The sequence below is a fragment of the Promicromonospora sp. NFX87 genome (genome assembly GCF_048564965.1).
Lineage (GTDB): Bacteria > Actinomycetota > Actinomycetes > Actinomycetales > Cellulomonadaceae > Promicromonospora.
The window spans coordinates 3583480-3601557 of the sequence record NZ_CP183413.1 but is presented as its reverse complement, the minus strand read 5'-3'; the positions used below and the strand labels follow the sequence as shown (position 1 = coordinate 3601557).

Annotated in this window: 15 protein-coding genes and 1 riboswitch; of the genes, 11 read left to right on the top strand and 4 right to left on the bottom strand. The window is 73.7% G+C overall.

Annotated elements, in window-relative coordinates:
- Nucleotides 1-27: 27 nt before the first annotated feature.
- A riboswitch (SAM riboswitch) is annotated at nt 28-138 on the top strand.
- A 297-nt stretch (nt 139-435) separates the two neighbouring features.
- From ACNYC2_RS16225 to ACNYC2_RS16200, 6 genes are all read left to right on the top strand, one after another.
- On the top strand, nt 436-1608 hold the full coding sequence (locus ACNYC2_RS16225) for an LLM class flavin-dependent oxidoreductase (protein ID WP_419702782.1): 1173 nt from the start codon (nt 436-438) through the stop codon (nt 1606-1608).
- 64 nt (nt 1609-1672) lie between these two features.
- A complete protein-coding gene (locus tag ACNYC2_RS16220; RefSeq protein ID WP_419702781.1) occupies nt 1673-2050 on the top strand; it encodes a rhodanese-like domain-containing protein in 378 nt (125 codons plus the stop codon).
- A complete protein-coding gene (locus ACNYC2_RS16215) occupies nt 2047-3399 on the top strand; it encodes an O-acetylhomoserine aminocarboxypropyltransferase/cysteine synthase family protein (protein ID WP_419702780.1) in 1353 nt (450 codons plus the stop codon). The genes ACNYC2_RS16220 and ACNYC2_RS16215 overlap by 4 nt, the downstream gene beginning before the upstream one ends.
- On the top strand, nt 3396-4748 hold the full coding sequence (locus tag ACNYC2_RS16210) for an LLM class flavin-dependent oxidoreductase (RefSeq protein WP_419702779.1): 1353 nt from the start codon (nt 3396-3398) through the stop codon (nt 4746-4748). Before ACNYC2_RS16215 ends, ACNYC2_RS16210 begins: the two co-directional genes overlap by 4 nt.
- 55 nt (nt 4749-4803) lie before the next feature.
- Complete coding sequence (locus ACNYC2_RS16205) at nt 4804-5322, top strand: GNAT family N-acetyltransferase (RefSeq protein ID WP_419702778.1); 519 nt, start codon at nt 4804-4806, stop codon at nt 5320-5322.
- A 194-nt stretch (nt 5323-5516) separates the two neighbouring features.
- Nucleotides 5517-6023, top strand: a complete 507-nt coding sequence (locus tag ACNYC2_RS16200; protein ID WP_419702777.1) for an RDD family protein — start codon at nt 5517-5519, stop codon at nt 6021-6023.
- 101 nt (nt 6024-6124) lie between these two features.
- Here the strand turns inward: ACNYC2_RS16200 and ACNYC2_RS16195 are convergent, their stop codons facing one another.
- From ACNYC2_RS16195 to ACNYC2_RS16180, 4 genes are all read right to left on the bottom strand, one after another.
- Nucleotides 6125-7507, bottom strand: coding sequence for an NtaA/DmoA family FMN-dependent monooxygenase (locus ACNYC2_RS16195; RefSeq protein WP_419702776.1), 1383 nt, complete (start codon nt 7505-7507; stop codon nt 6125-6127).
- 32 nt (nt 7508-7539) lie between these two features.
- A complete protein-coding gene (locus tag ACNYC2_RS16190; protein ID WP_419702775.1) occupies nt 7540-8712 on the bottom strand; it encodes an LLM class flavin-dependent oxidoreductase in 1173 nt (390 codons plus the stop codon).
- Nucleotides 8713-8770: 58 nt separating this feature from the next.
- Nucleotides 8771-9343, bottom strand: a complete 573-nt coding sequence (locus tag ACNYC2_RS16185) for a flavin reductase family protein (RefSeq protein ID WP_419702774.1) — start codon at nt 9341-9343, stop codon at nt 8771-8773.
- A 140-nt stretch (nt 9344-9483) separates the two neighbouring features.
- Nucleotides 9484-10722: a PLP-dependent aminotransferase family protein gene (locus ACNYC2_RS16180; protein WP_419702773.1), complete on the bottom strand. Its 1239-nt coding sequence runs from the start codon at nt 10720-10722 to the stop codon at nt 9484-9486.
- Nucleotides 10723-10892: 170 nt separating this feature from the next.
- Here ACNYC2_RS16180 and ACNYC2_RS16175 point away from each other — a divergent pair, with 170 nt between their 5' ends.
- The 5 genes from ACNYC2_RS16175 (at nt 10893) to ACNYC2_RS16155 (ending at nt 18056) form a co-directional block, all read left to right on the top strand.
- Nucleotides 10893-12401 (top strand): FAD-binding oxidoreductase, encoded by a 1509-nt coding sequence (locus ACNYC2_RS16175; RefSeq protein WP_419702772.1) that lies wholly within the window; start codon nt 10893-10895, stop codon nt 12399-12401.
- 335 nt (nt 12402-12736) lie between these two features.
- Nucleotides 12737-14404 (top strand): ABC transporter substrate-binding protein, encoded by a 1668-nt coding sequence (locus tag ACNYC2_RS16170; protein ID WP_419702771.1) that lies wholly within the window; start codon nt 12737-12739, stop codon nt 14402-14404.
- A 19-nt stretch (nt 14405-14423) separates the two neighbouring features.
- Nucleotides 14424-15428 (top strand): ABC transporter permease, encoded by a 1005-nt coding sequence (locus tag ACNYC2_RS16165; RefSeq protein ID WP_419702770.1) that lies wholly within the window; start codon nt 14424-14426, stop codon nt 15426-15428.
- Nucleotides 15425-16282 (top strand): ABC transporter permease, encoded by an 858-nt coding sequence (locus tag ACNYC2_RS16160; RefSeq protein WP_419702769.1) that lies wholly within the window; start codon nt 15425-15427, stop codon nt 16280-16282. Before ACNYC2_RS16165 ends, ACNYC2_RS16160 begins: the two co-directional genes overlap by 4 nt.
- Before the next feature lie 43 nt (nt 16283-16325).
- The gene (locus tag ACNYC2_RS16155) at nt 16326-18056 is read left to right on the top strand and encodes a dipeptide ABC transporter ATP-binding protein (protein ID WP_419702768.1); all 1731 of its coding nucleotides are present in this window, start codon (nt 16326-16328) and stop codon (nt 18054-18056) included.
- Nucleotides 18057-18078: the final 22 nt, after the last annotated feature.

Here is an 18078-nt window from a genome sequence, read left to right as displayed (position 1 = left end):
ATCGGAAAGATGTAGTAACGCTGGACAGGTCATGAGCTCCGACGCGAAGCCCCGGCTGGTCGGACGGCAACCCCCCGCGCGGGTGGGTGCCCCGGGTGAGGACCAGGCCACCGCCGCCGGCGGATGACAACACGCGTCGCTCGCCGCTGGGCGAGCAGGTGAGGAGAACCACGATGACCCGGAGCGCCGCCCCCGCCGTCCACGTGCCCCTGCCGTCCTGGAACGTCTCCCCGCGGGCTGGTGCTGCCCCGCGCACGGGTATGTGTTGTCGCCGTTCCTGCCGCTGACCGCGGCAGACCCGACCCTTCCTCTCCCATACCTTCCGGCAGCCACGCTCCCGGGTGACCCAGCAACGCCGAAGCGCACAGACCGTGCGCCGCCGGCCGGGTCGTCCGGGTGCCGCCGCGCAGCCGTAGCCCCGAACGGAGCCCTGCCGTGCCGTACCCACCGCAGCCCACGTCCATTACCTCCGCCTCCTCCTCGCTCCGTCCCGTCGTGCTCGGCGTGGACCTGACCTCGGCCGGCGCCCGTCCCGGCGCGCACCGCGCCCGCGGCCCGATCCCGCCCCGTCCGTTCGACGGCGAACGCTTCCTCCAGCTGGTGCGCGCCGCCGACCGCGGCCTGCTCGACCTCATCACCCTCGACGAGGACTTCCTGCTGCACCCCGGCCGTGGCCAGGTGACCGCCCGGCTCGACACGGTCGTCGCGGCGGCCCGCGCGGCACGGGTCACGACGGGGATCGGCCTGGTCGCCGCCGTCGACACCGTCCACACCGAGGCGGCGCACACCGCCGTCGCCCTCAGCAGCGTCGACCGGGCGAGCAGCGGCCGGGCGGGCTGGCAGGCCGTCCGGCAGACGGCGGTCCCGGAGCCCGACGAGGCCTGGGCAACCCGCGTCGACCTGGGCATCCAGTCCGTGAACCGCGTCTGGACGGGACGTCCCGGCACCGGATCGGGTGCGGTCGAGGTGGACGCCGAGGGCCGCTTCCGCGTCGACCACGACGGCATCCGGTTCGCGATCCGCAGCCGCCCGACCCGTGCCGGCGGCAGCGGTGCGGCACTGTCCCGGGTGCGTCCGCCGGTCGTCCTGCGCGTGCGTTCCGAGGCGAGCGCCAGGCTGGCGGGGCGCACCGCCGACGTCGTGCGGATCGCCGTGCCAGATGCCGCGCAGGCGGTCCGGCTGCGGCGCCTTGTGCGTGACTCGGCGCTGTCCGCCGGACGCGACCCGGAGGAGGTGCGGGTGCTCGCCGAGGTGTACGTGGTGCTCGCCGCCGAACGGGCCAGCGCCCGGGCCCGGCTGGAGCTCGTCGAGGCGCTCGAAGGTCCGGAGCCGGGGCGCGGCGCGCACGTCGTCGCGGACACGCCGGACGAGCTGGCGGTCCTCATCGCCGACTGGGCGGCCGTCGGCGCCGCCGACGGGTTCCTCCTGCGGCCGTCGTCGCTCGGCGCGGACCTCGACGCGATCACCGACCGGCTCGTACCGGCCCTGCAGCGGGCCGGGCTGTTCCGCACCGAGCGCACGGAGACCACGCTGCGCGGATCGCTCGGGCTGCCAGACGCCGCCGCCGCTTCCCGCGCCCTGCCCACGGGCCGGCTGCTGAGCGCCTGACGGCGCTCCGGCGATGGCCCTCCGACGGGCCGCCGTCCCCCATCGATCCTCAAGGAGAAACACCATGAGCACCCCTGAGCTGCGCAACCCCGAGAACGCCGGCGCCAAGGTCGCGGGCGGAGCCCTGCTGATCGACGTCCGCTCCGCCGCGGGCCGGTCGGCGACCGGCGAGATCCCCGGCGCCACGCTCGTCGACCGGAGCAACCTCGACGCACTGTTCGGACCCTCGGACAACCCCGCGATCACCCTCGACACACCGGTCGTCGTCGTGTGCGGCTCGGTCGACGGCTCCGGCCCGGTCGCCGAGGCGCTCGCGGCGCGCGGCTACACCGACGTCTCGCACGTCGACGGCGGGTTCCCCGCCTGGAAGGAGGCCGGCCTGCCCGCCACCGAGCCCGAGCCGAGCACCGCACCGAGCGCCGCACCGAGCGCCGCGCCATGACCGGGTTCGCCACCCGGCAGGTGCACGCAGGCGGCACGGAGCACCACGCCGGAGCGGCCGGCACGACACGGGGCACCGCACAGCGCACCGCGCCGGAGCGCCGTCCGACCCCGCGTGCCACGCCGGTCTACCTGACCGCCGGGTTCGAGTTCGAGGAGTGGGAGCAGGCCGGCGGCCACTTCGGCGCGGGTCAGGGCTACGCCTACACGCGCACCGGCAACCCGACCACGACGGCGGTCGAGCGCCGGATCGCGGCGCTCGAAGGCGGCGCGGACGCCCTGTTCGTGGCCAGCGGCCAGGCCGCCGTCACCGTCGCGCTGCTCGGCCTGGTCGCGGCCGGGCAGCGCGTGCTGGCCGCCGCCAGCCTGTACGAGGGCACGCGCGGGCTGCTCCTGGAGAACCTGCCGCGCCTGGGCATCGAGGCCGACTTCGTCGACGACGCCACCGACCCGGCCGCCTGGGAGCGCGCGATCCGCCCCGAGACCCGGGTGCTGTTCCTCGAGTCGATCCCGAACGCGCGCAACGACCTGCCCGACCTCGCCGCCGTGGCCGACGTCGCGCACGCCCACGGGCTGGCGCTCGTCGTGGACAACACGCTCGCCACGCCGTACCTGCTGCGCCCGATCGAGCACGGGGCCGACGTCGTGGTGCACTCCGCGAGCAAGTTCCTGGCCGGACACGGGTCTGTCCTGGGCGGCGTCGTCGTCGACTCCGGGACGTTCGACGCCGCCGCGTCGGGCGCGCTCTACCCGCACCTCGTGGCGCCGTCGCGCACCGGCGGGGCGAGCGTCGCCGTGCGGCACGGCGGGCTGGCCCGCCTGGCGTACGTGCGCGAGACGGTGGCGCCGCGGTTCGGCCCGACGCCGTCGCCCCTGAACGCCTTTCTCGTGGGGCAGGGGATCGAGACCCTGTCGCTGCGCGTGGCGCGGCAGAGTGCCACGGCGCTGGAGGTGGCTCGGTGGCTGGCGTTCCGGCCGGAGGTGGCGTCGGTGGACTACTGCGGGCTGGACTCGAGCCCGTCGTACGCCCTGGCCAAGCGCTATCTGCCCGACGGGCAGGGCTCCGTCTTCACCTTCACGCTGCACGGCGGCGCCCCCGCGGCCCGTGCGTTCGTCGAGGCGGTGGAGGTGGTCACGCACATGACCCATATCGGCGACGTCCGCTCGCTCGTGCTGCATCCCGCGAGCACCAGCCACGTGCTGCGCACCCCCGCCGAGCAGGCCGCGTCCGGGGTCCACCCCGGCACCCTGCGCCTGTCGATCGGTATCGAGGACCTGCCCGACCTGCTCGCCGACCTGGAGCGGGGGCTCAGCTCCGCCAGCAGAGCCGTACCCGAGGAGACGCCATGACCCGCCAGCAGCACCTGGGCTGGTTCCTGGCCCGCGGCTTCGGGCCGCACGGCTGGGGCCACGACTACCTGGACTGGAACTACGACTGGACCCGGCCCGACCTCTACACCGAGTCGGCCCGCGTCCTGGAGCAGGCCGGGGTCGAGCTCCTGATCATCGAGGACGCGCCCTCGCTCGGCAGCCCCGAGACCATCGACCTGCGCGTGCGGCAGGCGTTCGGCGGGCCCAAGCACGACCCGCTGCTGCTGGCCCCGTACCTGTTCGCGGCCACGAAGCACCTCGGCGTCGTGCCGACGGTCAACCCGGCCGCGGTGCTGCCCTACACGGGCGCGCGGCAGCTCGCGACGCTCCAGCACCTGTCGGGCGGCCGGTTCGGGCTCAACCTCGTGACCGACACGGGCAGCGCGCGCCACTTCTCCGCCGCGCCGCCGCTGGGGCACGACGCCGCGTACGACCGCGCGGAGGAGTGGCTCGACGGCGTCCGGTCGCTGTGGCGGTCCTGGGACGACGGCGCGCTGATCGCCGACCCGGGCGTCACCGGGCCTGACGGCGTCCGGTCCGGCGGCCGGTACGCCGACGGGGGCCTGCTGCGACCCGTGCGGCACCGGGGCGAGCACTACGCGTTCGACGGTCCGCTCAACGCCCTCCCGTTCGACGACGGGGCCGACGGCGAGCCCGTGATCGTCTCGCCCGGTGGCTCGGGCCGCGGGCTAGCATTCGCCGGGGCGAACAGCGACGTCCAGCTCGCGCTCGCGCCGCTGACCGAGCGCAGCGTGCGCGACTACCGCGCCAAGGTGCACGCCGCGGCGCGCGCGGCAGGCCGGGCGCTCGACGACGTCAAGGTGCTCTTCGCGATCAAGCCGGTGCTGGTGTCGAGCCCGCAGGAGGCCGACCGGCTGGTCGCGGCGTCGGCGAACCCGGACGACGCGACGCTGCTGCGGATCGCCGAGCAGCAGTCCAGCGACCTGGAGACCGACCTGACGGCGCTCGACCTGGACAAGCCGCTGCCCACCGGACTGTTCGGCGACCACGTCTCGCACGGCTCGATCCGCCGGCTGGTGGGCGACCACGACCTGGCCACGACGCCGCTGCGCGCGCTGCTCGGAGGGCTGGCCCGGCTGGGCCGGATCGCCGACCGCTCGGGCTGGGTGGGCACCGCCGGGGAGCTGGCCGACCTGATCGAGGAGCTGGGGGAGTGGGGCAACGACGGCGTGCTGCTGTGGGGCGACCTGCATCCGGTCACGGTGCACCGCACGCTCGACGAGTTGGTCCCGATCCTGCGCCGCAGGGGCATCCTGCGCACGGAATGGGCCGACGGCGGCCTGCGGGCCAACCTGCGCGCGTTCTGAGCGCCCCGCATCGAGCCGAACGACTGCTGCCGGACCGAACGGAAGGAGCACCGCCGTGCCGGTGATCGTCTCGAACCCGACCTGGGTCGCCACGACCTGGGACGACCCGCGGGCCGCCGAGCTGCGCGAGGCCATGACCAGCGACCTCGCCCCGCGCTACGCCGACCTGTGGGAGCGGCGCGACCGGCTGCTCGCGACCGCTGAGCCGGACGCGCTGAGCCGGGTGCCGACGGCGGACGAGGTGCTGGTGACCTGGATCGCCCTGGACGGCCCCCAGGCGGTCGCCACCGGATCGCTGCGCCGGCTGGGCGGCACGGCCCGCCACCCCGAGGTGATCCACGAGGTCAAGCGGATGTTCGTGCGGCCGTCGCACCGCCGCCGGGGTCTGGCGGCGGGCGTACTGGCCGCCGTCGAGCGGTCGGCGCTGGACCGGGGGATCGGGGTGCTCCACCTGCAGACCGGCATCCGCCAGCCCGAGGCGGTGGCGCTGTACGAGCGTGAAGGCTGGACCCGGACCGACCCCTACCCGCCCTACCCGGCGGAGACGAGCATCTGCTTCGAGAAGCGGTTGTAGCTCACGCTGACTCACGTTCAAGAGGCTTCAGGCTGCCGTAACCGCCGGGGTTACGGCAGCCTGAAGCCTGGGGCCGTCAGATCGGTCCGTTGAACTCACCGCAGTTCGGTCGCTTGCGTTGAGAGGACGCGTACCGGCGGCGCACTCGGACCGAGTTCTGATCAGCGTGCAGGGCGCGCGGTAGCGTCAGCCCCGTGAACCCCGAAGCATGGCGGCGCATCGTGGCGTGGCTCGTCGACTGGCTGTGCTTTCTCGTGTGGCTCGCGCTGGTCGCGGCGGTCGGGATCCCGCTGTACCTCGCCGGCGTGACCGGCCAGTGGTCCGCCCTGACGGCGAACGTCGTCTCCGCGCTCGTGACGGCGGTGCCGCTGACTGTCTTCCTCGCCGTGCTCGAGTCCGGTACGCGGCAGGCGTCGGTCGGCAAACGGGTGATGGGGCTCAAGGTCGTGGGCGTCCGGGACGGCGGGCGGCTCTCGTTCGCCTCGGCCCTGCTCCGGAACGCGCTCAAGGTCGCCGTGCCCTGGACGATCGGGCACGCCGCGGCGATCGCCCTCGTGGGGTCCACGACCATGAGCCCGGGCCTCGCGGCCCTGACGGCGGCCGCCTATGTGCTGCCGCTCGTCTACGTCGTCACCCTGTTCGCGGGCAAGGGCCGCACCCCGTACGACCGGGCTGCGGGAGCCGGCGTCGTCCGCGCCTGACCCAGCCCCTGTTGGTCGAGCTTGTCGAGACCCTGGTCTCGACAAGCTCGACCAGCGGTGGGTGGTCTCGACAAGCTCGACCAACGGTGTGACGGCGCGCGCTACGCCGCCCCGACGGCGGCCGCCGTCCGGCGGGTGAGCGGGGCGCGCAGCCCCAGGTGCTCGCGCAGCGTCGTTCCGCTGTACGACGTCGGGTACGCGCCGCGTTCCTGCAGCTCCGGGACCACCTTGTCGACGATGTCGTCCAGGCCCGACGGCACGATCCACGGGCTGATGTTGAACCCGTCGACGGCGCCCGTGCGCACCCAGCGGATCAGGTCCTCGGCGACGGCGGCGGGCGTGCCCTCGAAGCCGCGCTCGCTGCTGTTCCGGACCACCAGCTCACGGATCGACAGGTTCTCGGCCTCGGCCAGCGCCCGCCACTGCGCGGCGATCTCGCGGGTACGTGCTCCGGTCGTCGCCGAGCCGCGCTCCCCGCCCAGCTCCTCGACCACCGGGTCGTGCGCCGGGAGCGGGCCGTCCGGGTCGTAGCCCGACAGGTCCTCGCCCCAGATGTTGCCGACTATCGAGAGCGCGGTGGCCGGGGAGACCTGGTTCCAGCGCACCCAGCGCGCCTTCTCCTCGGCCTCGGCGGGTGTGTCGCCGACGATGATGCCGGTTCCGGGGAAGATCTTGATGTCGTCCTCAGGCCGCCCGGCCGCGACGGCCCGGCGTCGCACGTCGGCCGCGAACTCGAGGGCGTCGGCCAGGACCGCGCCGTGCCGCGAGAAGATGACGTCCGCGTTGGCGGCGGCGAAGTCCCGGCCCTGCGGCGAGTCACCGGCCTGGAAGATGACCGGGTGGCCCTGCGGGCTGCGCGGCGTGGTCGGGTCGAGCTCGACGTCGAACAGGGCGCTGTGCTCGGAGACATGGGCCACCACGCCGGGAGAGCTTCCGTCCGCCGCGTCCGGGAACGCGTCCCAGATCTGGCGCGCGATGTCGAGCTGCCCCTGCGCCCGCTCGTACCGCAGCGCGTGGTCGAGGTACCCGCCGCGGCGGAAGTTGGCCCCGGTCCACGCGTTGTCGGTGGTCACGACGTTCCACGCGGCACGCCCGCGCGAGAGCACGTCCAGGCTCTGCAGGCGGCGGGCCAGGTCGGCCGGGTCGTTGTACGTGGTGTTCTGCGTGGCCACCAGGCCGATGTGCGTGGTGATCGCGGCCAGCGCCGCGAGCTGGGTGATCGCGTCCGGGCGGCCGACGACGTCGAGGTCGTGCAGCGCGCCCCGCGTCTCGCGCAGCCGTAGTCCCTCGCCCAGGAAGAAGGCGTCGAACAGGCCGCGTTCGGCGGTGCGGATCACGCGCTCGAAGGTGGCGAAGTCGGTCTGCGAGCCGGACTCGGGGTCGGACCAGATGGTGGTGTGGTTGACCCCCTGGAAGAAGACGCCGAAGTGCACCTGGGCGGCGGGGCGGGTGATCGGATGGTCGGTGGGGTCGGGGACGGTCATGGCAGGTCTCTCCTTTGGGTGCGCTGACGCGTTCAGGCGCTGACGCGGAGGTCGTAGCGGTTGGCGGGGCGCGGGAGCCCGAGGGCGTCGCGCAGGGTGGCGCCCGGCCGGGGCGCCGCGGTCAGCCGCGCCGCACGCAGGGCGGGCAGGACGTCGCGCGCGAGCACCGGCAGGTCGACGTCGAGCACGGCGGGCAGCAGGCGCACGCCGTCCACCGGGCGCCGCCCGTCCGGACCGGGGGTCGCAAGGTTGACGAGCAGCGCCACCAGGCCCGCCGCGCTGCCGACGTGGCGGAGCGCGCCGGAGCCCCACGGCGTCCGGCTCGCGGGTGGCGCACCGGCGTCCAGCTCCGCGAGGCGGTCGGCGCCGGTACGCCCGCCGGCGTCGAGCACCACCTCGATGTCGACGCCCACGCGCGGGGACCGCTCGCGGGCGGACACGGCACCGGCCCGGACCGCCGCGACGTCGGACCCGCCGACGAGCGCGACGTCGACCAGTTGCTCGGTAGTGCTCCGGAGGTCGGCGCCGGGGCCGAGAGCCGGGGCGATGTCGCCGTCGGCCGCGAGGACCACGAGCTGCCCCTGCGGCGGGCGGGGCGTGATGAGCGGTCCCTTGACCGAGAAGCTCTTGCCCTCGAAGTCCACGTAGTGCACGCGGTTGCGGTCGAGGTACCGGCCGGTGGTCACGTCGCGCACCACCGCGTCGTCCTCCCACGAGTCCCACAGGTACCTGACCACCTGGACGACGTCGCGCGCCTCCCGCTCCAGGTCCGGGACGGCGGCGCGGCCGTAGGCGGCTGCCGTCTCGGTATCGCGGGTCACGGACGGGACCCAGCCGGCGCGGCCCGCCGTCGCGATGTCGAGCGAGGCGAGCTGCGCCGCGACGTGGAACGGCTCGGGGTAGGTGGTCGGCACCTGCGGCACCAGGCCGATCGCCGTCGTCGTGCGGGAGACGAACGCGGCGCGGGTGACGGCGTCCAGGCGGGCCGACGCCGGCGAGCCGGGCACCGCGGGCAGGAGCGCGTCGGCGAACGAGACGAACGTGAGGCCCGCGTTCTCGGCCTGCCGGACCGAACGGGCGAGCCGGTCGCCCGAGACGAGGTCGGCGCCGGCGAGGCCCGTGACGCCGGCGGACGCCGGGTGGGTCCCGGTGCCGTCGGCGTCGAGGCCCACGAAGAAGGGTGAGAGGGGCTGTGCTGAGGGCATGGGGTCCTCCGAAGTCGCAGGGTGGGGCCGCAGGGGTGGGACAGCGGCAAGACCGGGCTCAGACGGCGGTGTCGTCGCCGATCCGGTGGTAGGCGCGGTTCTTGTAGACCAGCGGGGAGGCGACCGGCTCCCCGCCGGTGCGCGTGAGGCTGGACTCCAGGGCCCGCAGCGACACCAGGTAGCTGTCTCCCACCGGCGTGCGCTGCACCACGCGCGCCCGGAACCACGACACGGCGCCGTCGATCACGGGCTCACCGCTGGGGAGTGCCGTCCAGCCGCCGTCGGCGAACCGGTCGATGCCGCTGGTGGCGAACCGGCCGGAGATGTCGTCCTGGTCCGCGGCGAGGAAGCTCACCGTGAGGGTGCGCGCGGCCGAGACCGCGGGCCAGGACGACGACGCCGAGGCGAGCGAGAAGGCGAGCAGCGGGGGAGCGGCGGACACCGAGATGACGGATGTCGCGGTGAACCCGACGAGCCGGCCCTCGTGCCGGAGCGCGACGACGGCGACCCCGGCGGGGTGGTTGCGGAACACGGTCTTGAACTCGTCGGGGCTCAGCTGGGGCTCGTCCTGCTGGGCCAAGAGCTCCTCCAGGGCGGACAGGTCGGTGTCCTGCTCGGGCTGTGCGGTCATGGCAGTGCTCCTCGCAACGTGTGGAACGGCGCGGTCTCGCGTCGGGCGGGTGGCCGTGGGGAGGTATAGGTCGCCGGAAGGCGGATGACCAGGACCAGACCCGGATTTCTCACTATCCGGACCTGACAGGGCGACGCGGTTCAGTCGAAGGCAGCCGCCAGCCGTTCGACGGCGGTGCGCAGCTCGGCATCGGTGCGGTCGCCGTAGGCGAGCCGCAGCCGGCGTGCCGAGTCGGTGCCAGGTCCCGACGCGAAGAACTCGCCCTGCTGGTAGTCGACGCCCGCGGCGGCGGCCCGGGCGTGCAGCCCAGCGGCGTCCACCGAGGGGTCGGCCAGCAGCGGCCAGAGGAAGAACCCGCCCTCGGGCGCGGTGATCGTCAGCCGTCCGGGCAGCCGGGTCTCCAGCTCCCGCACGAGCAGCTCCGCGCGGTGCCGGTACAGGTCGCGGGCGCGGGTGAGCGTGGTGTCGAACCAGCCGGGCCGGCTCACGAGCAGGTGCTGGACGAGGGTCTGGACGAACGTCGAGGAGTGCGAGTCCTGGCGGTTGCGCAGGCGCAGCACCGCGTCGACCAGGTGTTCCGGGAGCACGAGCCAGCCCAGCCGCAGGCCCGGGCCGAGCGTCTTGGTGAACGTGTTGACGTGCACGACGTGCTCCGAGTCGAAGAAGACGCGCCGCCCCTGGTCCTCGCCCGCGAACCGCAGCTCGCGGTACGGGTCGTCGGCGATCACCACGAAGCCGTACCGTGCGGCCAGCTCGACCAGGGCCGCGCGCTTGTCCGCCGACAGGGTGCCCTGCGAGGGGTTGTGGAAGTCCGGCACCGTGTACACGGCGGCGATGCGGTCGCCGTCGGCGAGGCGCCGGGCCAGGTGCTCGACGTCGAGCCCGTCCGCCTCGACGGGCACGGGCAGCGTCTCCGCGGCGATCAGCTCCAGCGTGCGGAGGAACAGCGGATACACCGGGTTGTCGACGGCGACAACGGCGCCCGGCTCGACGAGCGCCTGGACGGTCAGCGACAGGCCGTGCATGCCGCCGTTGGTGATCAGGATCCGGCGCGGATCGACGCCCTCGCGCTCCGCGATCCAGCCGCGGAGCCCCTCGAAGCCGTGCGATCCCGAGTACTGGAGCGATGCGGCGGCCCCGCCGGCGTCCCAGACCTCGCCGAGCGCCGCGCGCAGCTCGTCGAGGGGGAGCGCCGACGGGTCCGGGATGCCGCCGAGCAGGCGGATCGCGTCGGGGCGCGGGGAGAGCAGGCTCTGGTCGCCGAAACCCTTCGGGACGGTCAGGCGCCGCGCGAGGGCGGACGGGGTCAGGGGGATCGGGGTCAGAGGGGCCGCGGGCGCCGCCGGCGAGGCCGGGAGCGTGGGGTCGGTGAGCGTCATGCCGCGCAGGTATAGGGCACGCGGGCCGGGGCGCCGCCCGGTTTCCCGGAACTTCTCAGTTGCTGGACACCCCGGTGGCCGGGCTGCGCGAGCCGCCGGAACAGTGCCCAGGATCCGAGACGCCGGGCCGGACCGTTGACTCGCGGAGGAACGCCTCGTAGAACCGCAGCATGTCGACAACCACCCCGCCCGCCAAGAGATCGGCCCCAGAACCGGCCCAGGAACCGGCCCCCGAGTCGGCCTCCGAATCTGTCCCGGCCACCCGGCCGGCAGCGCCGTCCGGACTGGTCACCGCGCTGCGCGAGCACCTGGCCGCGGCGGACGTGCGCACCGCCCCCGACGACGTCGAGCAGTACCGCTCCGACGCGACGGGCCTGCGCGCCGCCCGGCCGCCCGCAGCCGTGGTCGTCCCGCGCACCGTGGAACAGGTCCAGGCGGTCGCGCGCGTCGCGAGCGCGTTCGACGTGCCGCTGGTGACGCGTGGCGCGGGGACCGGCCTCTCCGGCGGGGCGACGGCGCCCGCCGATGGGATAGTGCTGTCCACCTCAGGACTGACCGGCCTCCGGATCGACCCGGACGACCAGGTGGCGGTCGTCGGCCCGGGTGTCATCACGAACCACATCGACCTCGCCGCGCGCGAGCACGGCCTCATGTACGCCCCCGACCCTGCCTCGTCCGCGACGTCGACCATCGGCGGCAACATCGCGACGAACGCCGGCGGGCTGCGCTGCGTCAAGTACGGCGTGACGCGCGAGGCGGTGCTGGCGCTGGACGTGGTGCTCGCCGACGGCACGCTGCTGCGGACCGGGCACCGCAGCGTCAAGGGTGTCACCGGCTACGACCTGGTGGGCCTGATGGTGGGCAGCGAGGGCACGCTGGGGATCGTCGTCGGCGCGACGCTGCGGCTCCTGCCCGCGCCGACCGTGGTGCGCACGCTCGTGGTGTCGGTGCGAGGTCTGCCCGACGCCGGTCGCACGGTCGGCGTCGTGACCGGTTCGGGCGTGCGCCCCTCCACCGTCGAGCTCCTCAACCGCGCGACGCTCGTGAACATCGACGCGCACAGCGGCACCGACCTGGCGGGCCGGCACGGCGGCGGCCTGGTCCTCGTGCGGACGGACGGTCCGGGCGCCGACGCCGAGATCGTGGCGCTCGCCGTCGCGCTGGAGGCGGCGGGCCTGCATGCCGAGGTGCTCGACGACGCCGAGGGTGAGCGCTACTACGAGCTGCGCCGCACGGGACGCGGCCGCCGCGACGACCTGTGGTCGATAGGCGAGGACGTGGCGGTGCCACGTTCGGCGCTGGTGCCCGTGCTGGAGGCGATCGAGGAGATCGGCCGCCGGTTCGACGTCGAGGTGAGCGCCGTCGCGCACGCCGGCGACGGCAACCTGCACCCCGGCCTGAGCGTGCCGCGCCTGCCGGGCGAGACGGCGCCGCCGGCCAGGCTCCACGAGGCGGCGGACGCCCTGGTCCGGGCCGCGCTCGCGCACGGCGGCACGATCAGCGGCGAGCACGGCGTCGGCTCGGCCAAGCGGCAGTGGCTCGAGGCGGAGCTCGGCGCCGACCAGCTTGCCCTGCAGCGCGCCATCAAGGCGCTCCTCGACCCGGCCGGGATCCTCGCGCCGGACGGATTCCTGGCCCCGGACGGGCTCCTGCCCGACGACGACGGTGTTGCTCCGTAACCGTCGCGGTCCGTGGCCGCGGACGTCTCGTCGGGGCACACAGTACTGGTTCGGCGGGTGCCGGGTGGGCTGAACTGTGTTCGGCTGCGGCACGGGTTTGCGGGCTGGGCTGAATTGTTCACCCAGCCTGAACTTCTCGGGGCCAGGGTGAACAAGATTCAGCAGACCTGGCACCCACGCTTCGAGTACACCTTGCGACCCCGGCAGCCGTCTCAGATCGCTGTCTCAGAATTACGTCTCAAGATGTGAGAAGTCCGGCAGAAGGCATGGACGTGCGGCATCTGCTCGCTACCGTCCGCGCCAGTTGCCCGACCTCGCACTCGAAGGAGACACCGATGACCACAATGCGCACCGGCCGCTGGACCGGACGTACGCGGCGAGCGGTCCAGGCCGCCGTCGGCGTGCTCGCCACCGTCACCCTCGCGGCGGGCTGCGCGGCCGGCGGCCCGGCGCCGTCGGGCGGGGGCAGCGGCGAGCCGCACGACGGGGGCGACATCGTCTTCCTCATCGACTCGCTCGGCGACACCTGGATCCCCAACAACAGCTCGATCTCGAGCTTCCAGGGGCACATCTGGGGCCACGTCGCCGACAAGCTCGTCTACGTCGACCAGGAGGGCGCGGTCAGCCCCTGGATCGCCGAGAGCTGGGAGCAGAACGACGACGCCACCGAGTTCACGCTCCACCTCAAGGACGGGGTGACGTTCTCGGACGGCAGCCCGCTCGACGCCGACGCGGTGGTCCAGAACCTCGACACCTGGGCGTTCGGCAGGCCGGAGGAGGGCATCAACCCCGTCGGCCTGTTCCCCAAGACGTACGACCGCGCGGAGGCCGTCGACGCGACCACCGTGCAGGTGCACTTCGACGCGCCGACCCTCGGGTTCGTGCCGACGCTGGGCTACCACGGCTCGATCCTCGTCTCGCCGAAGACGCTCGACCGTCCCGCCGAGGAGCAGGCCGACCTGTCCAACGACATCGGCTCCGGCCCGTTCGTCGTCGAGTCCTGGAAGGAGGGCGACAGCGTGGTCCTCACCAAGCGCGAGGACTACGACTGGGGACCTGAGGCCGTCGGCCACACCGGACCCGCCTACCTCGACTCGATCACGTACAAGCTCGTCGCCGAGTCCTCCACCCGCGCCGGAGCCGTCCAGGCAGGCCAGGCCGACGTCGCCTACAACGTCCCGCCGCAGGAGCTCGCCTCGTTCAAGGACCAGGGCTTCGTCGTCGACGTGCCCCGCTACCTCGGCTTCGTCAACGGCTACCGGCTCAACACCCGCGTCGCGCCGTTCGACGACGCCAAGGTGCGGCAGGCGTTCCAGCACGGCATCGACCGCGACGAGATCCTGTCCACCGTCTACACCGAGGACTGGTCCGCCGCCGAGTCGCTGATCCAGAGCAACGTGCCCGAGGCGACCGACCACTCCGCCGAGTTCGCCTACGCCCCCGAGCTCGCCGCGTCCCTGCTCGACGACGCCGGCTGGGCAGAAGGCCCTGACGGCGTCCGCACCAAGGACGGCAAGAAGCTCGAGCTCACGCTCTACCCCAACCCGTACCTGGCGACGTCCAAGGCCGTCGACGAGATGGTCGCCCAGCAGCTGGGCGAGCTCGGCTTCGACGTCGACATCCAGGCGTACGACGTCGTCACGTACGGCGAGCGCGTATCGAACAACACGTCGCTGTCCAACTACGAGGTCACGCGCAGCTTCATCGACGTCGGCACGGTGGCGAGCATCCTCACCGACGCCGACAACGGCGAGGACTGGTTCGGCCTGGGCGAGAGCGACACCAGGACCAACGAGCTGCGCGACGCGGTGGCGCAGGCCACGGACCTCGACAAGCGGGCGAAGGCGGTCGACGAGCTGCAGGCGTACCTGCTCCAGGAGGCGTACTTCGCGCCGCTCACCCAGATCGTGCAGCGGATCTACGTGCAGAACCCGAGCCTGAAGGACGTCACGTACAACGGCGTCGCGTACGCGAGCTACTACACGGCCTGGCTCGAGGACTGATGGCCGGGATGGAGCAGCCATGAGCACGAGCTATCTCCGGTTCGCCGGCCGGCGCCTCGCCCAGGCGGCAGCGGTCGTGCTGCTCGCGTACGTGTTCACGTTCGTGGTGATCAGCGTGCTGCCCGGCGACCCGGTGACCAACACGCTCCGCAACCCCGAGAACGGGTTCACCGAGGAGGAGATCCAGCGGATCGTCGCCTACTACGGCCTCGACCAGCCGGTCGCGGTCCAGCTCTGGCAGTCGCTGTCCCACTTCCTCGTCGGCGACCTCGGCGTCTCCCTGCGGTCCAACCTGCCGGTGAGCCGCCTGGTGGCCGAGGTGCTGCCCTCCACGCTGGCGCTCGCGGCGTCCGCGCTGGCGGTGGCCCTCGTCCTGGCGTTCGCGATCGCGCTCGGCACCCAGGCCCTCCCGCGCAGGTACGGCCAGGGGGTGCTGCGCGCGCTCCCGTCGCTGTTCCTCTCGGTGCCGGCGTTCGTCGTCGCCCTGCTGCTCATCCAGGTCTTCGCGTTCCAGCTCGGCCTGTTCCGGGTGATCGAGCCCGACGGCGCGTGGGCCACGTTCTTCGCCGCCGTCGCGCTGGGCATCCCGGTCTCCGCCCAGGTCGCGGAGGTGCTGATCACCGGCCTCGACCACGAGTCGCGGCAGGAGTACGCGACGGTCGCCCGGTCCCGCGGCCTCGGGCGGGTGCGGCTGTTCGCCAGGCACCTGCTCAAGCCGTCGTCCCTCCCCGTCGTGACGGTGATCGCGCTGACGGTGGGGGAGCTGCTGGGCGGTGCGCTCCTCATCGAGACGGTCTTCGGCCGCACCGGCGTCGGCAGCCTCGTGCAGCGGTCGGTGTCCACGCAGGACCTGCCGGTGCTGCAGGCGGTCGTGTCGCTGGCCGCCGTCGTGTTCGTCGTCGTCAACCTGATCGCCGACCTGGTCTACCCGCTGCTCGACCCGCGGGTACGGCCGGACTCGGCAGGGGCCGCCGGGAGAACCCCGGTGGTGTCCGTCCTGGAGAGGGAGCTGAGCGCCTCATGACCGCCACCACCGTCGTCGGCTCGTGGCGCACCGCCGCGGCCCGGACCCGACCCGCCGGCCGACTCGCCGCCGTCCCACCCACCGTGGTGGTCGCGTTCGCGGTGCTCCTGGTCGTCCTGCTCTGGTCGCTCGCGCCGGGCATCTTCGCGAGCCAGGACCCGGTCAACGGCGTCCCGGCCGACAAGCTGCTCGGGCCGAGCGCCGCCCACTGGTTCGGCACCGACCACCTCGGCCGCGACCTGTTCTCCCGGGTGGTGCACGGCACCGCGTCGTCGGTCACCAGCGCGCTCGTCGCCGTGACGATAGGTGTCGTCGTGGGCGGCGCCATCGGCCTGGTCGCGGGCTCTACCGGTGGCTGGACCGACGTCGTGCTGGCCCGCGTCGTCGACGTGCTGCTGGCGATCCCGAGCTTCCTGCTCGCCGTCGTCGTCGTCAGCTCGCTCGGCTTCCAGACCGTCAACGCGGCGATCGCGACGGGCATCTCGGCGGTGGCGGTCTTCGCCCGCGTGATGCGCGCCGAGGTGATCAAGACGCGCCGCGCGGTCTTCGTCGAGGCGGCGGTGCTGCAGGGCGGCTCCCGCACGCACGTCCTGCTGCGGCACGTGCTGCCCAATGCCTCGCGCTCGCTGCTGGCCCTGGCGGTGCTCCAGTTCGGCCTGTCGATCCTCGTGATCGCCGGCCTCGCCTTCCTCGGCTACGGGGACCCGCCGCCGGCGTCGGACTGGGGCCTGCTCGTCTCCTCGGGCAAGGACTACCCGACGGCGCCGTGGCTCGTCTACGCCCCTGCCCTGGTCGTCGTCGCCACGGTGGTGTCGGTGAACCGCATCAGCCGCTGGCTGCGCCGGACCGACTGACCCCCGAACGCCCGCCCGTGACCAGTCTCCGAGGGAGCGCACCATGACACTGACCGCCGCAACAGTCTCCGAAGCAACCGCCACGTCCGAGGCGACCACCGCCGCCGAGGTAGAGGGCACGTCCGAGCAGCCCGCACTCCTGCGCGTCGAGGGGCTCACGGTCTCGTACGGCCGCACCGAGGTCGTCTCGGACGTCGGCTTCTCGCTCGGCCGGGGCGAGAGCCTCGCCCTCATCGGCGAGTCGGGTTCGGGCAAGTCGACCATCGCCCGGTCGCTGCTGCGCCTGCTGCCCGACGGCGGCGCGGCCAGCGGTCGGGTCGAGCTCGACGGGCGCGACATCCTCGCCCTGCCCGAGCGGCGGTTCCGCCCGCTGCGGGGGCGCGCACTGGGGTTCGTGCCCCAGGACCCGGGCAGCTCGCTCAACGCCGTCCGCACCATCGGCGCCCAGGCGCACGAGGCCGCCGCACTCACCGGCGAACGCGACGCGCGCGCCCGCCGCGAGCTGATCCACGACACCTTCGCCCAGGTGGGGCTCGACGACCCGCAGCGCGTGTACGACTCCTACCCGCACCAGCTCTCCGGCGGGATGCTGCAGCGTGTCCTCATCGGCCTCGCGGTGCTGCCGAGGCCCGCCCTGCTGATCGCGGACGAACCGACGTCGGCCCTGGACGTGACCATCCAGAAGCGGATCCTGGACCTCCTGTCGGAGCTCCGGCCCGACCTCGGTATCGGCCTGCTGCTCATCACGCACGACCTGGCGATCGCCGCGGAGCGGGCCGACTCGCTCGTCGTGCTCCGGGACGGCGCCGTCCAGGAGGCAGGGCCGACGGCGCGGGTGTTCGCCGCCCCCCGGTCCGGCTACGCGCGCGAGCTCCAGGCGGACGTGCCCGCGCTCAACCCGGACCGCTACCGCGCGCTGCGCGCCGAACGCCCGGCCCTGGCTGAATCTCCGGCCGCGGCCCCCGACGCTGCCCCGGCCGCCGAGCCGAAGGTGGAGCTGCGCGGCGTCACCAAGTCCTTCACCGTGGAGGGACGCCGCCTGATCGCGCTCGACGACGTGTCCTTCGCCGTCCCGCGCGGCACCACGCACGCGCTGGTGGGGGAGTCCGGTTCCGGCAAGACGACGGCGGTGCGCCTCCTGCTCGGTCTCGAGCAGGCCGACGACGGCGAGATCCTCGTCTCCGGCGAACCGGTGCACGGCCGCTCGGCCAAGGACCTCCGCTCGGTACGCCGGCACCTGCAGCTCGTCTACCAGAACCCGTTCACGTCGCTCGACCCGACCTGGCGTGTCGGACGGCTCGTGCGCGAGCCGCTCGACCGGTTCCGGATCGGCCGGCCAGGCGAGCGGCCGGCCCTGGTGCGGGAGGCGCTCGCGGCGGTCGGCCTGGCAGAGGACCTCCTGTCGCGGCGCCCCGCGGCGCTGTCCGGCGGCCAGCGGCAGCGCGTGGCGATCGCCCGCGCGTTGGTGCAGCGGCCGGACGTGCTCGTGCTCGACGAGCCGACGTCCGCCCTGGACGTGAGCGTGCAGGCCGACATCGTGGAGGTGCTGGTGCGCCTGCAGGCCGAGCTGGGCCTCACCTACGTCTTCGTCTCGCACGACCTGGCGCTCGTCCGCCAGCTCGCGGACACGGTGTCGGTGCTGCACCGCGGCCAGGTGGTGGAGGCCGGCCCGGTCGACCGGCTCTTCACCGCCCCGGAGCACGACTACACCCGCCGCCTCCTGTCGTCGATCCCGGCCCGCCCCGACACGGGTGGTCGGCAGAATGTCAGGTAGTCGGCATTCCGGGCTACCGACT